Origin of the sequence: Brachyspira intermedia PWS/A, from assembly GCF_000223215.1 — a bacterium.
In the GTDB taxonomy this organism is placed as follows: domain Bacteria; phylum Spirochaetota; class Brachyspiria; order Brachyspirales; family Brachyspiraceae; genus Brachyspira; species Brachyspira intermedia.
The window spans coordinates 2,420,073-2,438,511 of sequence record NC_017243.1 but is presented as its reverse complement, the minus strand read 5'-3'; the positions used below and the strand labels follow the sequence as shown (position 1 = coordinate 2,438,511).

General features: G+C 27.3%; 18 protein-coding genes. 7 read left to right on the top strand and 11 right to left on the bottom strand.

Going from position 1 to position 18,439, the window contains the following annotated elements:
- Positions 1 to 235: 235 nt before the first annotated feature.
- From BINT_RS10465 to BINT_RS10435, 7 genes are all read right to left on the bottom strand, one after another.
- Positions 236 to 1,600, bottom strand: a complete 1,365-nt coding sequence (locus BINT_RS10465) for an ankyrin repeat domain-containing protein (RefSeq protein ID WP_200859217.1) — start codon at positions 1,598 to 1,600, stop codon at positions 236 to 238.
- 428 nt (positions 1,601 to 2,028) lie between these two features.
- On the bottom strand, positions 2,029 to 4,167 hold the full coding sequence (pnp, locus tag BINT_RS10460) for a polyribonucleotide nucleotidyltransferase (protein WP_041177406.1): 2,139 nt from the start codon (positions 4,165 to 4,167) through the stop codon (positions 2,029 to 2,031).
- A 69-nt stretch (positions 4,168 to 4,236) separates the two neighbouring features.
- Complete coding sequence (rpsO, locus tag BINT_RS10455) at positions 4,237 to 4,506, bottom strand: 30S ribosomal protein S15 (RefSeq protein WP_008726355.1); 270 nt, start codon at positions 4,504 to 4,506, stop codon at positions 4,237 to 4,239.
- Complete coding sequence (locus tag BINT_RS10450; RefSeq protein ID WP_014488548.1) at positions 4,473 to 5,408, bottom strand: bifunctional riboflavin kinase/FAD synthetase; 936 nt, start codon at positions 5,406 to 5,408, stop codon at positions 4,473 to 4,475. Before BINT_RS10450 ends, rpsO begins: the two co-directional genes overlap by 34 nt.
- 23 nt (positions 5,409 to 5,431) lie before the next feature.
- Positions 5,432 to 6,436 carry a hypothetical protein gene (locus BINT_RS10445; RefSeq protein ID WP_041177405.1) on the bottom strand — a complete coding sequence of 335 codons (1,005 nt, stop codon included), beginning with the start codon at positions 6,434 to 6,436 and terminating at the stop codon, positions 5,432 to 5,434.
- A gap of 49 nt (positions 6,437 to 6,485) precedes the next feature.
- Positions 6,486 to 6,863: an STAS domain-containing protein gene (locus tag BINT_RS10440; protein ID WP_014488546.1), complete on the bottom strand. Its 378-nt coding sequence runs from the start codon at positions 6,861 to 6,863 to the stop codon at positions 6,486 to 6,488.
- Positions 6,864 to 6,918: 55 nt separating this feature from the next.
- Complete coding sequence (locus tag BINT_RS10435) at positions 6,919 to 7,902, bottom strand: aromatic ring-hydroxylating oxygenase subunit alpha (RefSeq protein WP_014488545.1); 984 nt, start codon at positions 7,900 to 7,902, stop codon at positions 6,919 to 6,921.
- 239 nt (positions 7,903 to 8,141) lie between these two features.
- Between BINT_RS10435 and ychF the strand changes: the two genes are divergently transcribed.
- The 3 genes from ychF to BINT_RS10420 all read left to right on the top strand — a co-directional run bounded on the left by ychF (position 8,142) and on the right by BINT_RS10420 (position 11,656).
- On the top strand, positions 8,142 to 9,242 hold the full coding sequence (ychF, locus tag BINT_RS10430) for a redox-regulated ATPase YchF (protein WP_014488544.1): 1,101 nt from the start codon (positions 8,142 to 8,144) through the stop codon (positions 9,240 to 9,242).
- Positions 9,243 to 9,306: 64 nt separating this feature from the next.
- Positions 9,307 to 10,557 (top strand): chloride channel protein, encoded by a 1,251-nt coding sequence (locus BINT_RS10425; protein ID WP_014488543.1) that lies wholly within the window; start codon positions 9,307 to 9,309, stop codon positions 10,555 to 10,557.
- A 19-nt stretch (positions 10,558 to 10,576) separates the two neighbouring features.
- A complete protein-coding gene (locus tag BINT_RS10420) occupies positions 10,577 to 11,656 on the top strand; it encodes a hypothetical protein (RefSeq protein WP_014488542.1) in 1,080 nt (359 codons plus the stop codon).
- Positions 11,657 to 12,010: 354 nt separating this feature from the next.
- Here BINT_RS10420 and BINT_RS15420 read toward each other — a convergent pair whose 3' ends face one another.
- From BINT_RS15420 to BINT_RS10405, 4 genes are all read right to left on the bottom strand, one after another.
- Complete coding sequence (locus BINT_RS15420) at positions 12,011 to 12,127, bottom strand: hypothetical protein (protein ID WP_456151108.1); 117 nt, start codon at positions 12,125 to 12,127, stop codon at positions 12,011 to 12,013.
- 61 nt (positions 12,128 to 12,188) lie between these two features.
- A complete protein-coding gene (locus BINT_RS15305; RefSeq protein WP_014488541.1) occupies positions 12,189 to 12,359 on the bottom strand; it encodes a VOC family protein in 171 nt (56 codons plus the stop codon).
- A 154-nt stretch (positions 12,360 to 12,513) separates the two neighbouring features.
- Positions 12,514 to 13,014, bottom strand: coding sequence for a DUF2262 domain-containing protein (locus BINT_RS10410; protein ID WP_014488540.1), 501 nt, complete (start codon positions 13,012 to 13,014; stop codon positions 12,514 to 12,516).
- A gap of 83 nt (positions 13,015 to 13,097) precedes the next feature.
- On the bottom strand, positions 13,098 to 13,718 hold the full coding sequence (locus BINT_RS10405) for a cytidylate kinase-like family protein (RefSeq protein ID WP_014488539.1): 621 nt from the start codon (positions 13,716 to 13,718) through the stop codon (positions 13,098 to 13,100).
- Positions 13,719 to 13,918: 200 nt separating this feature from the next.
- Between BINT_RS10405 and BINT_RS10400 the strand changes: the two genes are divergently transcribed.
- The 4 genes from BINT_RS10400 to BINT_RS10385 all read left to right on the top strand — a co-directional run bounded on the left by BINT_RS10400 (position 13,919) and on the right by BINT_RS10385 (position 18,010).
- A complete protein-coding gene (locus BINT_RS10400) occupies positions 13,919 to 14,458 on the top strand; it encodes a rubrerythrin family protein (RefSeq protein ID WP_014488538.1) in 540 nt (179 codons plus the stop codon).
- Between the two features lie 111 nt (positions 14,459 to 14,569).
- Positions 14,570 to 16,099 (top strand): ribonuclease Y, encoded by a 1,530-nt coding sequence (rny, locus tag BINT_RS10395; RefSeq protein WP_041177404.1) that lies wholly within the window; start codon positions 14,570 to 14,572, stop codon positions 16,097 to 16,099.
- Positions 16,100 to 16,104: 5 nt separating this feature from the next.
- Positions 16,105 to 16,920, top strand: coding sequence for a TIGR00282 family metallophosphoesterase (locus BINT_RS10390; RefSeq protein ID WP_014488536.1), 816 nt, complete (start codon positions 16,105 to 16,107; stop codon positions 16,918 to 16,920).
- Between the two features lie 16 nt (positions 16,921 to 16,936).
- Complete coding sequence (locus tag BINT_RS10385) at positions 16,937 to 18,010, top strand: hypothetical protein (RefSeq protein WP_041177403.1); 1,074 nt, start codon at positions 16,937 to 16,939, stop codon at positions 18,008 to 18,010.
- Positions 18,011 to 18,439: the final 429 nt, after the last annotated feature.

Here is an 18,439-nt window from a genome sequence, read left to right as displayed (position 1 = left end):
CGCTTCGCGAAAACGCAATTGTTAGAACTTTATATTAAAAATATATGTGTTAAATGTATAATATAACCTAAATTTAGACTAAAAATGCAGTTTTTTTGGTTCTTTTATACCAATACCGAAAGGTACCTACTCGGTAAAAGAACTGGGGTATGGGGCAAAGCCCCATATATAAAAACAAAAATATAACTTTATTTTTGACAAAATATAGTTGTTTAGGTATACATTAAAATTATAATTATTTTTTCTTCTTATAATATTTGCTTACTATGTTAATCATTTTTTTATCCTGCATAGCTTCAGCATATTCTAAAACATTATAACTTTCTTTTATAGCACCTCCATAAACATCAGAAGGTTTTAATTCTATATTTAAATCTACTCCGTTTTTGAATAAATATTCAGCAACTTCATAACAGCCTTGATCTATAGCATGATATATTGCAGTATAATTCATATCATTAGGATAATAGTTCACGTCAGCACCATTTTCAACTAATGCCTTAACTATTTCTAAATTACCAACGCTTGCAGCAATTGCTATAGGAGGATCATCATTTGCAAATTTTGTATCTAAATCAGCACCATTATCTTTTAAAAGTTTAACCACTTTAGGAACAGATCCAGCAAGTATAGTAGCAGGAGCAACTCCGCTGTTATTTGTAGCATTCACATCAGCACCATTTTCTATTAAAAGTTTTGAAGCTTCATAAGGATTCTCTCCTGTAACAGCCCAAAGTAATGGAGTGTCCCCATTATCATCAGCTTTTCCATTAACATCTATTCCGTTATCTATTAAATATTGCATTATATTAATATTGCCTTTTTCAGAAGCATAAATAAGTGCAGATGCTCCCCATGATGATTTTTCATTTATATCTGCATTATTTTCTATTAATAGATTAAACATTTCTTCATTGCCGTTTTCGCATGCAATCATAATCATATTTTTGCCGTCTTTATTTTTTATATTTATATCAGAATTATGTTCTATTAATAATTTTGCCATCTCTATATTATCAGTTCTTACAGCTTCCATTAAAGCATTAAATCCATCGCCTGCTCTTAAATTAACTAAAGCCCCATTATCAATCAAAGCTTTTGCTATATCATAATGACCAAATGATGATGCTAGCATTAAAGATGTTGTATTAGTGTGGCATATTATATCTTCTATATCAATTTTATCTTTTGAAGCAGCATTTATACCGCCCTCATTTATCAATTCAATCATTTCAGCAACGCCTGTTTTATTTTTATTTTTTTCTAATAGTTTTAATAATTCTTCACTAGGCATTATTATTTCATTTGTCATTACTGTGTTTTTCAACTTTTCATTATTACTTTCATTAAAAGTGCTATTATCTTTTGTTTCTTCTTTTATATTTTCATTTTCAGCATATTCATCAGCTTCTTTGTCAGGTTCTATTAATGTATTATCTTCTATTTGTATGTATTCTGTATTTTCTATATTATCTGTTGTTTCTGTATTATTTATTGTAATGTCTTTTACTTTATCATTATTGCTTTCATTATTTGCCGCATATAAAGTTATTACTGTCATTAGGGTTATCATCAGAATGCGAATGATTTTATTTTTCATAATACTATCCTTAATATTGATTGTTTCAATAATATCATATAATATATTTTTAGTAAATATTTTAATATATACCTAAACAACTATATTTTGTCAATTTTTGCTTTTTTATGAATGTAAATTATAATTTTTTATAATATAAAATATTATCTAATATTTGTTAAATATGTTTTATCTGTAAGATAAATTATTAATTTTTTTACAATAATAAGTAATCAGCCGCACCTACATTTGACTATCTGTAATATTAAGAAATACGGTGCGGGTTGCCACTACGGCTAGTAGTCGGCAAAATGAAATCGTTTCAGTATAGATTAAATTATATTGATTATTAGAAATTAATGTTAGAAATATTTTTGTTAAATAAAAAAGGCCATTATATTTTTATAACAGCCTTTTTATCATTAAAAATTATTTATTTAAATTTTTAATTAGAATCTTTTTTTACCATGTTTTTTTTCTTTTTTGTTATATTCTTCTTCAACATAATCAGCAGGTTTTTCAAGTAATGCTTTTCTGCTTAAAGAATATTTGCCGCCCTTGATATCTAATATTTTTACTTTCACTTCATCACCGATTTTTAGAACTTCCTCGACATTCATAACATGTTTATAAGCAAGTTCAGATATATGACAAAGACCTTCTACACCAGGAAGTATCTCAACGAAAGCACCGAAATCTTTGATGTCTTTAACTATTCCGTCATAAACTTCTCCAACTTCAGGATCTTTAACATAAGAGTTGATAAGTTTTATAGTTTTATCTAGAGTAGGAGTGTCAGGAGCAAATATATTAACTACACCGCTGTCTTGTATTTCTACATCGCTTCCAGTTTCTTCTATTATAGCTTTTATATTTTTTCCGCCAGGTCCTATTAATACTCTTATTTTTTCAGGATTAACATCCATAGTTTTGTATTTAGGAGCAAAATCAGAAATCTCTCCTGCATTAGCTATAGTAGCATCTATTTTATCAAGTATAAAATATCTTGCTTTTTTAGCCTGCTCTAATGCTTCTTTTAATATCTGAGCAGAGATTCCTGTAAGTTTAATATCCAATTGGAAAGCAGTAATACCTTTACGAGTTCCTGCCACTTTGAAATCCATATCTCCTAAATGATCTTCTACCCCTTGTATATCTGTAAGTATTTTATAGCCGTCTTTGTATGTAGCAAGTCCCATGGCAATACCTGCAACGCTGGCATTAAGAGGAACACCTGCTGAAAGTAATGACATAGTAGAAGCACATATAGTAGCCATTGATGAAGAACCATTACTTTCTAATATTTCAGCAACTACTCTTATAGTATATGGGAATTTATCTTTTGGAGGAAGTACAGCATTGAAAGAACGTTCTGCTAAATTTCCATGTCCTATTTCTCTTCTTCCGGGAGCACCGTATCTTCCAACTTCTCCAACAGAGAATGGAGGGAAATTATAATGAAGCATGAATGTTTTATTTTCTTTGCCGTATATATCGTCCATTAATTGAGCGTCTTTCTCGCTTCCTAATGTAACTATGGATAAACATTGAGTTTGTCCTCTAGTGAAAAGAGCAGAACCATGTACTCTAGGAATAAGGTTTGTCATAGTAGTTATAGGACGAATTTCATCTAATGCTCTTCCGTCAGGACGCATACCTTTTTCTACTATAGCCTCTCTAACTATTTCTTCTTCTATAGAATGACAAATACCTTTAACTTGAGATATTAATTTCTCATCTTCCACTTGAGTTTTGATATATTCTTCTATTTCGTCAAAAGCATTATCCATACTTTCATTTCTTTTGGTTTTGTCAGGATTATAATTAGCGGCTTCAATTTTATTTCTACCGTATTCAGTAACCATTTTTACTAATTCAGCATCAAATTCAAATAATTCCTGTTGTATTTTTTGTGTTCCGCATAGAGTAGCCATTTCATTTTGCATATCAATATATTTCTGCATTTCTTTATGTGCTAATTCTATAGCTCCGATGAATACTTCTTCAGAAACTTCTTTTGCTTCACCTTCAATCATTAATATAGCATCTTTACTTCCAGCAACAATAATATCCAATTCGCTAGTAGCAAGTTCGCTATTTTTAGGGTTTATTATATATTCGCCGTTTTTATATCCTATTCTTACAGCTGCCACTGGTCCGCCGAAAGGTATCCAAGAGATTGTAAGTGCTGCAGATGAAGCTATTAAAGCTAAAGCATCAGTAGGCATATCGGTATCTACAGAAAGTACTGTAGGTATTATTTGAACTTCATTTCTAAACCCTTCAGGGAAAAGAGGTCTTAAAGGTCTGTCTATGATACGGGATATAAGAATTTCTTTATCTCTAGGTTTTGCTTCTCTTTTGAAGAAACCGCCAGGAATTTTACCGCCTGCATAATATTTTTCATTATAATTTACTGTTAAAGGGAAAAAGTCAGATTCTAAATTAGGCTCTTTAGCTGCTACAACAGTTGCTAATATAGTTGTATTTCCAAGTCTCAAAGTTACAGAACCATGAGCCTGTTTAGCTAAAAGTCCGGTTTCTAAAATTAACTCCTCTCCACAAAACACGCTTTTGACTGTTACCATATTCTACTCCTTATATTAAGTACAAAACACCGAGAGGGTATTAAAATAAGTAAATTTGATTGAGCAAATTTATTTTCTTAATTTTAATCTTTGTATAAGATTTTTATAAGCTTCTATATCAGTTTTTCTTAAATAGTTAAGAAGTTTTCTTCTTTTAGCAACCATTTTAAGAAGTCCCATTCTTGAGTGATTATCTTTAGTATGAGTTTGGAAATGACCTTTTAAATAAGTTATACGGTTAGTTAAAAGTGCTACTTGTACTTCTGTAGAGCCTGTATCCTTTTCATTCTTACCAAATTCTTTAATTATTTTTGCTTTTTCGTCTGCTGTGATAGACATTGTTTTGTTCTCCTTTTGAAATATTTTCTTATCTTTTTTTCATCATTTTCTAATAATTTTTTTACTTCATCTATAGAGTTAACTTTTATATTATCCCTAATATATTTGAGTAATACAACAGTTATTTTTTTGCCGTATATCATCTTAGAAAAATCTAATATATGGCTTTCTACTCTTAGTTCTTTATTGATATTGCTAATACCTATAAAAGTAAGAGCTTTATATATAGTATCAGAATTACCTATTTTTACTGTAGAGCTATATACACCCATTTTAGGTATAAAAATATTTTTAGGTATTTCTAAATTAGCAGTAGGGTATCCTATTTTTCTTCCTAAAGCATTTCCATGAACTACTAATCCGCTCATAGAATATTCTCTTCCAAGCATTCTATTAACACTAACCATATCACCGTTTGAAAGAGCTTCCCTTATATTAGAGCTTGATATTTTATCTTTTTTATAGTTTAAAAAATTTATAAAACTTACTCCAATACCACATTCTTTGGAATATTTCTTTAAAAATTCACTGTCTCCCATTCTGTCTTTACCGAATGCAAAATCAGCCCCTACAGCAATATGCTTCATACGATAATACTCTATGAGTTTGTCAAAGAACTCTTTAGCTTCCATTGTATAAAATTCTGGTAAAAAGTCAATAACAATTATGTAATTAATCCCCATAGACTTTATCAAAGTATTATTATCTTCAGTATTATATATTGACACATTTTTCTTTTTGATAACTATTGCTATTGATATAAGATTATTTTTATTGGCATAATCAACAGTGTATTTAATTAATTTTTGATGTCCCCTATGTACACTGTCAAATTTTCCTATTGTTATTATACTATCTTTTTTTATAGGAAGTTTACAAAAATCATATATAATTCGATTCATTTTACTGTTCTTTATCCGTTTCTTTAATTATTAATAGTTTTTTTATCGTTATTGATAATTTTTTTCAAGGCTAGTGATATTATTATAGTGATTAATGATCCTATAAACATATATAAATTCATAGTCCAATAATTTACATTTCTTACTATTACTTCTAATAGATTATATTGTTCTATAGATACAGCAAATATTATTTTTATAATACCATATAATAAAAGTGCATTAAGTATATTATGATATATATATTGTCTTGAATTCAAAGATAATCCCAACATATAAAAAGCAAACATCATAAGCCATAAATTAATAAATAATAAAACTATAGCATAAATAGGCATTTCAGTTAAAGTAATTATTTTTAAAAGTGCTACTATTATAGGGAATACTTCAAATCCGAAAATTATATCAGCTGTAAAACTTGATAAATAATTGCTTATAGCATTTCTATTAAATATGCTTGAAGTTTTTTCTACAACAGAAGTTCCGTTAATTTCTTTTACCTCATGCAAAGATATTTCCTTATCAGTAATATATATATAGTCCCCAATATACAATTTACCCATAACAGTAGGGTCTACTAATATTACATTTTTATATGTATTATCTAATAATTTGTATCCAACCTTTATTAGGTAATTATCAACTCTTGTAAAATATCTTCCAGTATCATCTATGAATAATGAAGTTTTATCATTAAGTTCATTTCTCAAATAATCTATATTTTTATCGAATGCCACTGTATAAGCTGGATATAATGTAATAAAGAAAGCAAGAATACCTATTACTATAATAGTAGATAAACCGCCTGAAAATTTATTTAAAGCTCCTATTATTACTACAGATGAAATGCTAGCGACTATAACAATAGCTAGAAAATAATGTTCCATTAAATTTTTTACTAAATCGATATTCATATTTTGATATATATTATTTGTATCCATAACTTTAAATAGATAAATACCAAAATATATTATGAAAAACACTAAAAAGAAAAGTGTAAGAGTGATGAAATTTCTAATAATTTTCATGATTATATATTATATCTAGAGAAAGAAAAATTCAAGTATAAAAATAAATTTAAGCTGATTTAATGTCGTTTAATATGCCAAAATTATAAAAAGCATTATTGATATCGTTAAAAGATTCTAAATAATTTGATAATTCCATAGTATTATAATCGTTTTTAACAACTCCATACATATTTGCTAAAACTAAATCGCCTTTTTTATGTAATAATTCTTTTTTTAATTCTACAAGATATTCCCATATTTCTTTTTCTATAAAAAGACAATCAGATAAATCTAATATGATGTTATTTATATTTTTTGTGATAAACTCTGAGAATAAATCTTTTACTTGAGGAAGATGTTCATCATATATATTATTATATAAAGATATAATGATAACAGAATCATCTTTTAAATAATAGCTGCTTTCAAATGAAATACCTATCATAAGGTTACTTTAACAAATTTTTAATTTTTAGTCAATGAATTTTTTTAATTTTATTTCAATCGTTTAATTTTTTTAATTTATCTCTAGTGCTTCTATATATTATTATAGGTTTGTCGCCTTGTATTAGTTTTTCTTCTTTCATACCTAAATATGATTCTTTGCTTGATTGTGTTTTTACGACATTCTTATCCTGTTTTAATACAATATCCGAATATTTTTTTCCTATAAGATTTACTATTGATCTTATAAAAGGAATATTTACTATTTTTTGATAAAATCTCATATATATAACTGTGTTTTCATCATCAACAGGAGCGAATACTCCAAACACACGCATCTTTTCAAATATGTAATTCTGCCAAGTATTTGGAAAATAAAAATATAAAAAGTATTTAAAATCTTCTTTTTTCATTTCAGATTCTCTTAATGCTTTTTGTCCGCTGTCAATTACATTATTTACATAGAATTTTAATATATTGTTGTCTTCATCTAATTCTACTAAAGGGCCATTAACTACAGTTTTATTTCCTCTACCTATAGTATTATAATGAACAAAAGCAATATGAACTACATCAAGCTGATTTTCTATACATCTTGTATAATGATTATGCCATTCATCTTTTATGGTAGAGTAGGAGAATTTTTTATCTTTCAAATCATCTGGAAACATTATTCTATCATTGATTTTATCTTTATCACCATACCATAACCATATAAATCCGTATAATTCTCTAACTTCATAACCTTCAACAAAAAAATTTTTATTAACTTCAGTATTTTTTCCATTAGCAGGAATCATAACCGTTTTTCCTGTTTTATCGAATTGAAAGCCATGAAATGGGCATGCTATATTATTACCGCATATTTTTCCATGAGATAGTGAAGCCCCTCTATGACAGCATTTATCATCTATACAGCATATATTATTGTTTGAATCTCTCCAAAATACTAGATTTTTATTCAATCTTTTAGCAAAAAGAGGTTTGTTTCTTTTTACTTCTTTAGAATCTAGTACAGCATACCACATATTATATATCATAGTTGTTTCCTCAATATTTTTATACTATTAATTATATATTGTTATTTTAATAAATAAACATTTTATAAGATGATTTTTTATAAGTTGTATAAGTACATATAAGGTTAAGACAATATAAATTCAAATATTTTTTATTATTCACTTTAATATACTTGTTATTAATATTTTTTAATATATAATATTACCGAAAATAATTCAGTTTTTCAATTTAATGTTAAATACAAATTAAGGAAATAAATATGGCTTTATCTATAGGAATAGTAGGACTTCCAAATGTAGGAAAATCTACACTTTTTAATGCTTTAACTAATGCTCATGCTGAGGCGGCTAATTACCCATTTTGTACTATAGATAAAAATGAAGCTACTGCTATAATAAAAGATGAAAGAGTTGATAAATTAGCAGCACTTTTCAAATCAAAAAAGAAAGTTTATAATACAACTACATTTGTAGATATTGCCGGACTTGTAAAAGGTGCTTCAAAAGGTGAGGGGCTTGGTAATAAATTCCTTTCTCATATTAGAGAAGTTAATGCTGTTTTACATGTGGTAAGAGTGTTTGAAGATGGAAATATTACTCATATTGGAGAAGTTGATCCTTTAAGAGATTTAGATATTATTTTAACAGAGCTTATGCTTGCAGATATTGAAACTATCAATGCAAGAATGGAAAAGCAGAAAAAAGTAGCAAAAGGTGCTAAAGTAAAAGCTGCTGAAGAAGAAGTGGCTTTGCTTGAAAAAATACTTCCTGAATTGAATAATTTTAAACCTGTATTCAGTCTTGATTTAACAGATACAGAAAAGGAAATATTAAAACCTTTATTCTTATTAACAGCAAAAAGTATGATGATAGGTGCTAACTTATCAGAAAATGAACTTGCTAATCCTGAAAAAAATTCTAATTATGTAACATTACAAAAATATGCAAATGAAAGAAACATTGAATTAATACCTTTCAGTGCTAAAATAGAAGCAGATTTGCAGGATTTAGATGAAGAAGAAAGATTGAGCTATTTAGAAGATTTGGGAGTAAAAGAATCAGGAGTGGCAAGACTCACAAAAGCAGGACATAGATTATTAAAACTTTTAACATTCCTAACTTCAGGAGAAGATGAAACAAGAGCTTGGACAGTTAGAGAAGGTGCTTATGCTCCAGAGGCTGCGGGAGTTATACATAGTGATTTTGAAAGAGGATTCATCAGTGCTGAAGTTATAAACTGCGATAAACTTTTAGAGCTTGGAAGTTTTGTTAAAGCTAAAGAGGCTGGTGCTATAAGACTTGAGGGTAAACAGTATCTTATGCAGGAAGGCGATGTTGTAACATTCAGATTTAATGTGTAATTTATATATTCTATATTATTAATAACCCATAAAATATTAAAAACATTGATTAGAAAACTAAATTATGAAGATAAATTTTGAAATTAAATATATAAAGCTTTTTACATTATCTGCTTGTATAGGTGCAGTAGTTGGGTTTATAGTTTCTATATATAGGATTATATTATATAAATTAAGTGTTAATGTCTTTTATGTATCAAACTTTATATTTGCCAAATGGTATTATCCTATTTTGCTTTTTGTGTTTCTTATAGCTATGGGATGCTTAATAGGTTATATACTTATACATTATCCACAGATAAGAGGGGCAGGAGTTCCTCAAATAAAATATTATATATCTTTGCATGAACCTAAAAATATATTTTTGGAAATTTTATTTAAACTTTTCGGAAGTATGATTTCATTTGCAAGCGGTATTTCTTTAGGAAGAGCAGGTCCTTCAATGCATGTCGGTATGCTTGTAGGATTATTTTTCCATAAATATTTTTCAAAACTAGCAAAATACAGAAGATATTTACTTGTTTCCGGTGCTTGTGCCGGAATGACAGCTACTTTCAGTGCGCCTTTTACTGGTATTGCATTTTCTTTTGAAGAACTTGGAGAACATAAGAATCATATAGTTTTTGTATGTATAGTTTTTTCTTCTATAGCTTCAATACTTGTAATTGAACATATTGTAGGGCAGGGGTTCATACTTAATTTTAATCTGCCTAAAATACTTGAGGTAAGACATTATATATCTTTACTTCCTTTTGGTATAATATGCGGCATACTTGCTTCTATATTAAATTATCTTATGAATTTCTTTTCTAAGATGTATCAGAAGATTAATAATGATATAATTCGTCCTGTGCCTGCATTCTTGCTTGCTGGTTTAATGATAATGTTTTTCCCTTATGTACTTGGAAGCGGTGATTTACTTATAGGAAGTATAGTAAAAGATAAGTTTTCTGTATCTATGCTTTTTATATTAATATTTATGAAATTATTTTATACTTCTGTATGTGCTACTTCCGGAGCAGTTGGGGGAATATTCTTTCCTACATTTATATTGGGTGCTTCAATAGGTTCTTTATATGATATATTCTTAGTTAAATATTTTCCTGATTATGCGGTATATGGAGATTTATTTATACTTCTTGGAATAACTTCATTAATGTCAGGAATTACAAGAACGCCTATAATGGTATGTATATTAATACTTGAAATATCAAACTCCATTTCTAATTTCTCGGCTCTGGTTATAGTAGCTATTATATCGTATATGGTTGCTAAAGTATTGGGAGTAACTTCTATATACGATCATAATGATTAATAAGTGATTTTTATATATTATGGAACTTTATCAAGAATTATTTAATGACTATTTAAAAGAATATTATAAGACTCTTGAAGAATTATTGAATTGTTTAGAAAATAATGATAAAGAAAAATTTCAAATAAATATTGAACCATTTATATATAAAAAAGATAATGAGTCAGAGTATATAAAAGATAAAAATTATATTGAAAGATTAAAATTAATTTTATCTATACTTTATCATAAAAATAGAAACAAATTAATGAGTAAAAAATCATTTGAAGATTTGCTTGTTTGTTTATTTGAAGAAGAGATAAAAGACAGACAAACTAATTCTTATCAGGGAATAGGTACTTCTTTGGAAATTATGAGTTTTTTATTTGTTAAACTTTATAATGATAATATAAATAAATTACTTTCTAAATATAAAGATTTATTTGATAAAGCAAAAAATGCAAACTTTGACTGTAATTGCGGTTATGGTATTGATGATTATGATTATTATAATGAAAGATTAGATGAATTAAGTATAGATGCAGTAATATCATACTTTATAGATATTGATGAATTAAAATTATGTTCAAAACTTATTGATATATGGAAAGATGCAGTAAAAGAATGGGATAAAAATAATTTAGATAAATTAAAATATTATGAGTCACTTATAGAAGATAAAGAATCTTTACTGGAAACTACTAAAAAACTTTTTGAAATGGCTGTTAAAGAAAATGAGAGTAATTGGGATATAGTTTCTGCTTTAAATAATTATCTTAAATCTTTAATTGATAATAAAAAATATGATTATGCTTGGCAATTAATATCAAAATATATAAATAATATAAAAAATATTCACGATGATAAATTTTATAATATTAATTTAGGCAGATATATAATAGAAAGAGCGGCTGATATAATGCTTAATATTAATAATGAAAAATTAGAAAAAGAAATATGGTCTTTCATTAGTGAACCTTTTACAGCAGAACATCATTCTTCTTATTTGAAATTATACGAAAAAGTATTATTATGCTGCGATATTGTAAGAGATGAAAAATTAAAAAATAAAATATCAGAAGAGTATCAAAAAGAGCTAAAAAAATTGAAGCTATATTAGAATATACCTAAACAACTATATTTTGTCAAATTTGGATTATTTATGAATGTAATTTTTATTTATTAATAGCATAAAATATTATTAAGTTTTGTTTGAAATGTAAGTAAAACCAAGATTTGTGTCAAAATGCAGTCCTTTTGCTTCTTTGGGTCACCAAAAGAAGTAGGGGTTCGGGGACTAGTCCCCGAAAATAATAACAATATAAAAACTAATTTTGACAAACTTAAAAATTTGCAGTATATATTAACTACATAATAATAAAAAATATATTAATTTTATTGTTATAAATTTATTTAATGCATCTATTGATAAATTCTATAGGTACGTCCATACGTTTTGCAGTTTCTTCTATAGTCATGCCGCTGTCCATACAGTTTTCATATTTTCACCAACTTCAATAATATGTTTGTCCGGATCATAAAATAGAATAACTCTCTGTCCACAAGAATGTTTTTTACAGAATGTACATATTCTATATTGTATTTTTTAGTTTATTAAAATCATCTTCTTCAAAGTATATTTCAAAATTGTTTCATACAAAAGAAATATCATTATTATCAATAAAGTCTTTATATGTATCTTTTGTCTTTAAAACTAAATTTCCAGTTAATGTTTTATCTGCTCCAAAATCCATAATAACATTTAGTTCAAGAATGTTTTTATAAAATTCTACTGATTTATTGAGATCAGTAACTATAATCATAGTATTTTTTTATTTCATTTTATTAATTTATAATTTTTTATATGAAATTATATAATTTATAGATTAAGTATTTTAGATTATAATTATATTGTTAGAATAATTTTTTAACATGATAAATAATAATATGTATTTATCATGTTATATTTTATAGATATTATCCGGCAATATCTCCGTATTCTATATTTCTTTCACCGTCAATATAAACTATCAATGAATGATGTTTGAAATAGTCAGGTTCAAATAATATATGTAATGTAGTATCCGGTCTTGTTTCATCCTCGTCAAAATCTATTAATATAGTGTCTATATATATAGCATTGAAAAAATCTTCTTCTTTTATAGGTATTGTTATTAATTCTCCGGATTGATTTTTATATGTATTTTCATCTACTTCTTCGCAAGTTGTTACCCATTCTTCTGCCAATTCTAAACATTGTTTTTCTATAAGAAAGTCAGTAACATTTTTTTTATGCTCATCAATCCATTTCAATATTTCATTTATTTTATCTATATATTTCATAAGCATTTCAGATTTATTTGCTTCTTCACCGAAATCTATTAATAATGATATTTTTTCATCATTCCATAAATCGCAATCAGATTCATAAGAAAAGTAATCATTTTCATAAAAATCTTTTATAATCTTGTCCTTCATAATATCCTCTTATTCTTATATCATAAATCTTTATTTTTAAATATAGTAATATATTGTCAATTTTCAAGTATTTATATTCTTTTTTACATTCTTTTTTTGGCGGCTTCTATAATGATATTGCATACATTTTCTTCATCAAAATATCCGCTGTCTATGGTGAGATTATAATTTATCATGTTTCCCCATTCCATACCAGTGTAGTATTTGTAGTAATTAGACCTGTATTTATCGGTATTTATTAATTGGGTTTCTGCATCCTCTATTTTTACGCCATATTCTTTTGTAATTCTTTCTATTCTATCCTTATTAGGGGCATGTACAAACACATTAAAGCATTTATGTTCTGTATTTTTTAATATAAAATTAGCACATCTTCCTATTATTACACAGCTTCCTTTATTTGCTATGTCTTTTATAACTTCACTTTGTATCTCAAACATTTTATCCAAAGTAGAATATTTTATTTGTCCTGAAAAAGGGCTTGAAAAATGTTCTTTATGAAATGCACTAAAAAAAAGATTATCATTAGTGAATTTTTCTTCAACATTTTCTAGATATTGTTTATTAATACCTGTTCTTTTTGCCACTATTTCTACAAATTCTTTATCATAAAAGTTTATATTCAATTTGTTTGCTATTAATTTTCCTATATTTCTGCCGCCGCTTCCATATTGTCTGCTTATAGTTATAATAATGTTATTCATGTTCTCGCCGTTTTTAAAATAATAATTTTTTATTATAATATAAAAAAATTTAAATCTATATTAATGTGCTTTAATTTTTTTCTATTTTTTAAAAAATGGTTTGATTTTTTTTAAAGTAATTGATATCATGTATGTGGGAATATTATAATAAAAACAATTATTCTTTTTAAATATAAATACATAATTTGGAGGAAATAAATATGGCTGCTAAAACATTAGAAGAGGTTTTATATCAAATATTTCAAGGCGAATCAAACGCTGCAAATAGATATAGTTCATTTGGTAAAGCATCTAGCAATAAAGCTATTCAAAAAGTTTTTTCAACAACATCATTGGCTGAGAAAATTCATGCCGAAAAAATGAGAAAATTAGCATTGAGAAGCGGATTAGATATGAGTAAATTTGTTCCTCAGCTTAATCCTGTAGAACCTTTAAGCGATAAAGAAAATTTAGAAGCAGGTATCAAAGGTGAGGTTTATGAATCTACTATACTTTATCCTCAATTAGCACAGGTTGCTATAGAGCAGAAAAATAAATTAGCTAGTGATACTGTAAATTCATTGGGTAAAGTTGAAACAGAACATGCTAAACTTTTCCAAGATATTATAGATAATTTCTTGAATAAAGATGGAGATGTAACTTTCTATCTTTGTCCTAGCTGCGGCAATATATATAGAGATAAAGCACCTGAAACTTGTGAAACTTGCGGAGGTTCAGGTAAAATGTTCCAAAAATATTAATAACAGCATTCTTTTTGTTATTTTTATAATTAATATATTATTGACTTTATAATAAATTTATGTTAAATAATATAACATTGTAAAAAATAATTTAAAATAAAGAGGTGAAATATGAATCCAGTAATAATTATCACCTCTGTTGTAGTTGCGTTTGTTTTTGGATATACAACCCGTTTTATTATAGCTAAAATCAAGCTTAATTCTACGGAAATAATAACACATAAATTGCTCCAAAGTGCAAGAGAGCAAGCAGAAAATGAGAGAAAGACTATACTTTCTGAAGCTAATTCTGAAATACAGAAAGAACGTAATAGATTGGAAAGCGAAAATAGAGATAGAAAGGCTGAAATTCAGAAATTAGAAAATAGAGTGCTACAACGAGAGGCTAATATTGATAAAAAGTCTCAATATTTGGAAAATAAAGAGCATAATATTGAGAATAAAATGAAAAAAATAAAAGAACAGGAGGATAAATTAACTTCTGTTATACAAGAGGCTGAAAAAGAACTTGAGAGAATAGCAGGTCTTACTAGAGAAGAAGCTAAGGCAGATTTGATTAGAAGTATAGAAGAAGATGCTAAAAAATCTGCTACTAAAATAGTTGATAATATAGAAAAAAATGCTATAGAAACAGGAGAGAAAAAGGCTAGGGAAATAATAGTACAAACTATACAAAGACTTTCTAGTGAAGTGGCTCAGGAAACTTCTGTAACATCTGTATCTTTGCCTAGTGAGGAAATGAAAGGTAGAATCATAGGCAGAGAGGGTAGAAATATCAGAATGCTTGAGACGCTTACTGGTGTTGATATTATTATAGATGATACTCCTGAAGCCGTTGTGATATCTTGTTTTGATCCTGTGAGAAAACACATAGCTAAAGTTTCATTAGAAAAACTTATACTAGATGGAAGAATACACCCTGCTAGAATAGAAGAAGTTGTTGAGAGAACTAAAAGAGAAGTTGAAGATTCTATTATGGAAGCAGGTGAAAATGCTATTGTTGATTTAAATCTTACTACTATGCATCATGAATTAATCAGGCATATGGGTAGACTTCAATATAGAACAAGTTATGGACAAAATATGCTTTTCCATAGTAAAGAAGTTGCTAATATTGCTGCTATGATAGCTGCTGAAATAGGTGCTAATGTGGAAATGGCTAAAAGAAGTGCATTTTTGCATGATATAGGAAAGGCTATAGAAACAGAAGGAGAAGGTTCTCATGCTATGAGCGGTGCCGATTTAGCTAAGAGATGCGGAGAAAAAGAGGAAGTAGTTAATGCTATAAGAGCCCATCACAATGATGTTGATACTCAAAGTGTTGAGGCTGTAATAGTAAAGGCTGCGGATGCTATTAGTGCGGCAAGACCTGGTGCAAGAAGAGAATCTTTTGAAAGCTACATTAAACGTTTAGATAATTTAGAAAAGATTGCTGATAGTATAGAGGGTGTTGAAAAATCATTTGCTATACAGGCAGGCCGTGAACTTAGGGTTATGGCTAAGAGTGATATGGTAGATGATGTTCAGGCTAAGCAAATAGCAAGAGATATTGCTAAGAGAATAGAAGATGAATTGAAATACCCAGGTATAATTAGAGTTACTGTTATTAGAGAAACTAGAGCAGTTGAAGTTGCAAGGTAAATAAAATGTCTGTGAAGAATATATTATGTCTTGGTGATATTATAGGTGTTACAGGACGTTATGCTATTAGAAGGCATTTAGAAGAAATAAAATTAGAGAACAATATAGATTTTATAATAGCAAATGGTGAAAATGCTGCCAATGGAATAGGCATTACTAGGGATACAGCAGCAGAGCTTTTTAATTCCGGTATAGATGTACTTACTTCTGGTAATCATATTTGGAATAATAGGGATGTTTTTGCTTTGATAGGCAATGAGCATCGCCTGCTTCGTCCTTATAATTATCCTAGTGATGCCCCAGGACTTGGCTATTATATATACGATATGTTAGATTGTAAGATTGGTGTAATTAATCTTATGGGAAGGACTTTTATGGATACATTGGATTGTCCTTTCAAAAAAGCCAATCTTGCAATTAAGCATATAAAAGAAAAAACTAATGTTATATTTATAGATTTTCATGCAGAAGCTACAGCAGAAAAAATAGCTTTTTCTTATTATCTTGAAGGGCAGGTTTCCTGTATATTTGGTACTCATACTCATGTTCAGACGGCTGATGAAAAGATATTATCATCATATACAGCTTATATATCAGATTTGGGTATGTGCGGTAGTTATAATTCGGTTATAGGAATGAAAAAAGAACCGGCTATAGCTAGATTTGTTACCAAAATGCCTCATAGATTTGAAGTGGAAACTACTAGCCCTATGATTAATGGTATTGTAGTTCAAGTTGACACTGTAACTGGTAAGGCACTTTCTATTAAAAGGATTAATTTAGTTTATCATAATGATATTGTAGAAAGACAAGAAAAATAGATTAGAGAGAATTCTTATGGAAGAGAATGAGAATAGTCCAAAAATTTTTATTAGACATTTTTTTATTTTTTATATAAAAGTTGCTGTTATTCATACTTTAACTTATATAGTTTTTGGAATATTATTCTCTAACATGTTTGATTACACCTCTGTATATAGTAATGATATAATTACTAATTTTATGAGAGGTTTTGAATCTCCTCTGACTGTTATAGGGCCATTTTTACAACCTATAAGGGCAATATTCATAGCTATTGCATTATTCCCTCTTAGAAAAATTATAGCTACCAAATTTGGCTGGTTTATACTATGGCTTATATTTGCATGTATAGGTATTATTGCAGCTCCTTCATCAGCACCTAGTTCTATAGAAGGTTTGATATATACTCAGCTTCCTCTTGAGTTTCATCTAGTTAATTTGCCTGAGCTTCTTATTCAAACTTTTACTTTTTCTATAATACTTTGGGTTGTTGAAATGCTTCCTCATACTGAAAAAGAATTTTCAAGCAGAGTATTTTTACTTAAATTATTATTTGCTATAATATATACAATGATAGGTATATTTTTAACTTCTATATGCGGAATTATTATAATGAATTTCTTAGAATTAGATTATAATAATGCTAAATTGGATAGAGGTACTGTTTCATATTTATCTACAATATCTATATTGACAATCATTATATCATATTCATTTGCTGATAAAGTTTATAAAAACAAATTATGGCTTTTGCTTACTATCCCATTAATATTATTATTATATATACTTTTCCCTTATGGATATAATTATTTATTTAATACAGTATATAATAATAATATGTCTTTAATTCCTTACAGTTTATCTGCTGTTTTAATGTCTATTATATATTATGTGCTTTTTGTGATCATTTATGGAAAACTAAAAAATATAAATAAAAAATCTGATATTATAGAAGCTGATATAATAGAAACAAAAGATGCAGAAACAACAGATGAAAATAATGATAGAGATAATTTAAAGGTTATAGAAATAAATCCTGAAGATAATGAAGATGAAAAAAAGGATGATGTAAAATATATAGAAATAAATCCTTATGACAATAATAAATAATCTTATTATTGCTATCGATAAACTCGCTGAAATATAGATGACAACTTCCTTCGTCAGTTATCATCTGCTCGTTTATCTCTGGTTATTGCTATCGATAAACTTTTTATCATATATAAAAAATCTCGTTTTGCTATCTCTATCAGCTAAAGCTGATAGAGACTCGATTTTTTATTTATAAATATCTGACAACTAAAGTTATCAGTTACTCGTTTATCTCTAGTTATTACTAATAAAAATTATTCGCATTCAATTATAGTATTGTTATACCCCACAATTTTTATATTTAACATTCTAATATTAAAAAATTAAATATTATCTTTATAATAAAATGATAAAGAGTTATGTATGGTAAATAACTTTTTAAATTTAATTATTTATGATTTTATATTATGATATAACTGCTTTTGCAATTTTGATGAAGTCCGACTG

What these genes read in the sequence shown, in the direction of transcription:
- BINT_RS10425 (WP_014488543.1), top strand. Translation starts at nt 9,307, where the DNA reads ATGAAGATAAATTTTGAAATTAAATATATAAAGCTTTTTACATTATCT.
- BINT_RS10400 (WP_014488538.1), top strand. Translation starts at nt 13,919, where the DNA reads ATGGCTGCTAAAACATTAGAAGAGGTTTTATATCAAATATTTCAAGGC.
- BINT_RS10385 (WP_041177403.1), top strand. Translation starts at nt 16,937, where the DNA reads ATGGAAGAGAATGAGAATAGTCCAAAAATTTTTATTAGACATTTTTTT.
- BINT_RS15305 (WP_014488541.1), bottom strand. Translation starts at nt 12,359, where the DNA reads ATGATTATAGTTACTGATCTCAATAAATCAGTAGAATTTTATAAAAAC.
- BINT_RS10390 (WP_014488536.1), top strand. Translation starts at nt 16,105, where the DNA reads ATGTCTGTGAAGAATATATTATGTCTTGGTGATATTATAGGTGTTACA.
- BINT_RS10440 (WP_014488546.1), bottom strand. Translation starts at nt 6,863, where the DNA reads ATGATAGGTATTTCATTTGAAAGCAGCTATTATTTAAAAGATGATTCT.
- rpsO (WP_008726355.1), bottom strand. Translation starts at nt 4,506, where the DNA reads ATGTCTATCACAGCAGACGAAAAAGCAAAAATAATTAAAGAATTTGGT.
- BINT_RS10445 (WP_041177405.1), bottom strand. Translation starts at nt 6,436, where the DNA reads ATGAAAATTATTAGAAATTTCATCACTCTTACACTTTTCTTTTTAGTG.
- BINT_RS10450 (WP_014488548.1), bottom strand. Translation starts at nt 5,408, where the DNA reads ATGAATCGAATTATATATGATTTTTGTAAACTTCCTATAAAAAAAGAT.
- BINT_RS10410 (WP_014488540.1), bottom strand. Translation starts at nt 13,014, where the DNA reads ATGAAGGACAAGATTATAAAAGATTTTTATGAAAATGATTACTTTTCT.
- BINT_RS10420 (WP_014488542.1), top strand. Translation starts at nt 10,577, where the DNA reads ATGGAACTTTATCAAGAATTATTTAATGACTATTTAAAAGAATATTAT.
- BINT_RS10465 (WP_200859217.1), bottom strand. Translation starts at nt 1,600, where the DNA reads ATGAAAAATAAAATCATTCGCATTCTGATGATAACCCTAATGACAGTA.
- rny (WP_041177404.1), top strand. Translation starts at nt 14,570, where the DNA reads ATGAATCCAGTAATAATTATCACCTCTGTTGTAGTTGCGTTTGTTTTT.
- BINT_RS10405 (WP_014488539.1), bottom strand. Translation starts at nt 13,718, where the DNA reads ATGAATAACATTATTATAACTATAAGCAGACAATATGGAAGCGGCGGC.
- ychF (WP_014488544.1), top strand. Translation starts at nt 8,142, where the DNA reads ATGGCTTTATCTATAGGAATAGTAGGACTTCCAAATGTAGGAAAATCT.
- pnp (WP_041177406.1), bottom strand. Translation starts at nt 4,167, where the DNA reads ATGGTAACAGTCAAAAGCGTGTTTTGTGGAGAGGAGTTAATTTTAGAA.
- BINT_RS10435 (WP_014488545.1), bottom strand. Translation starts at nt 7,902, where the DNA reads ATGATATATAATATGTGGTATGCTGTACTAGATTCTAAAGAAGTAAAA.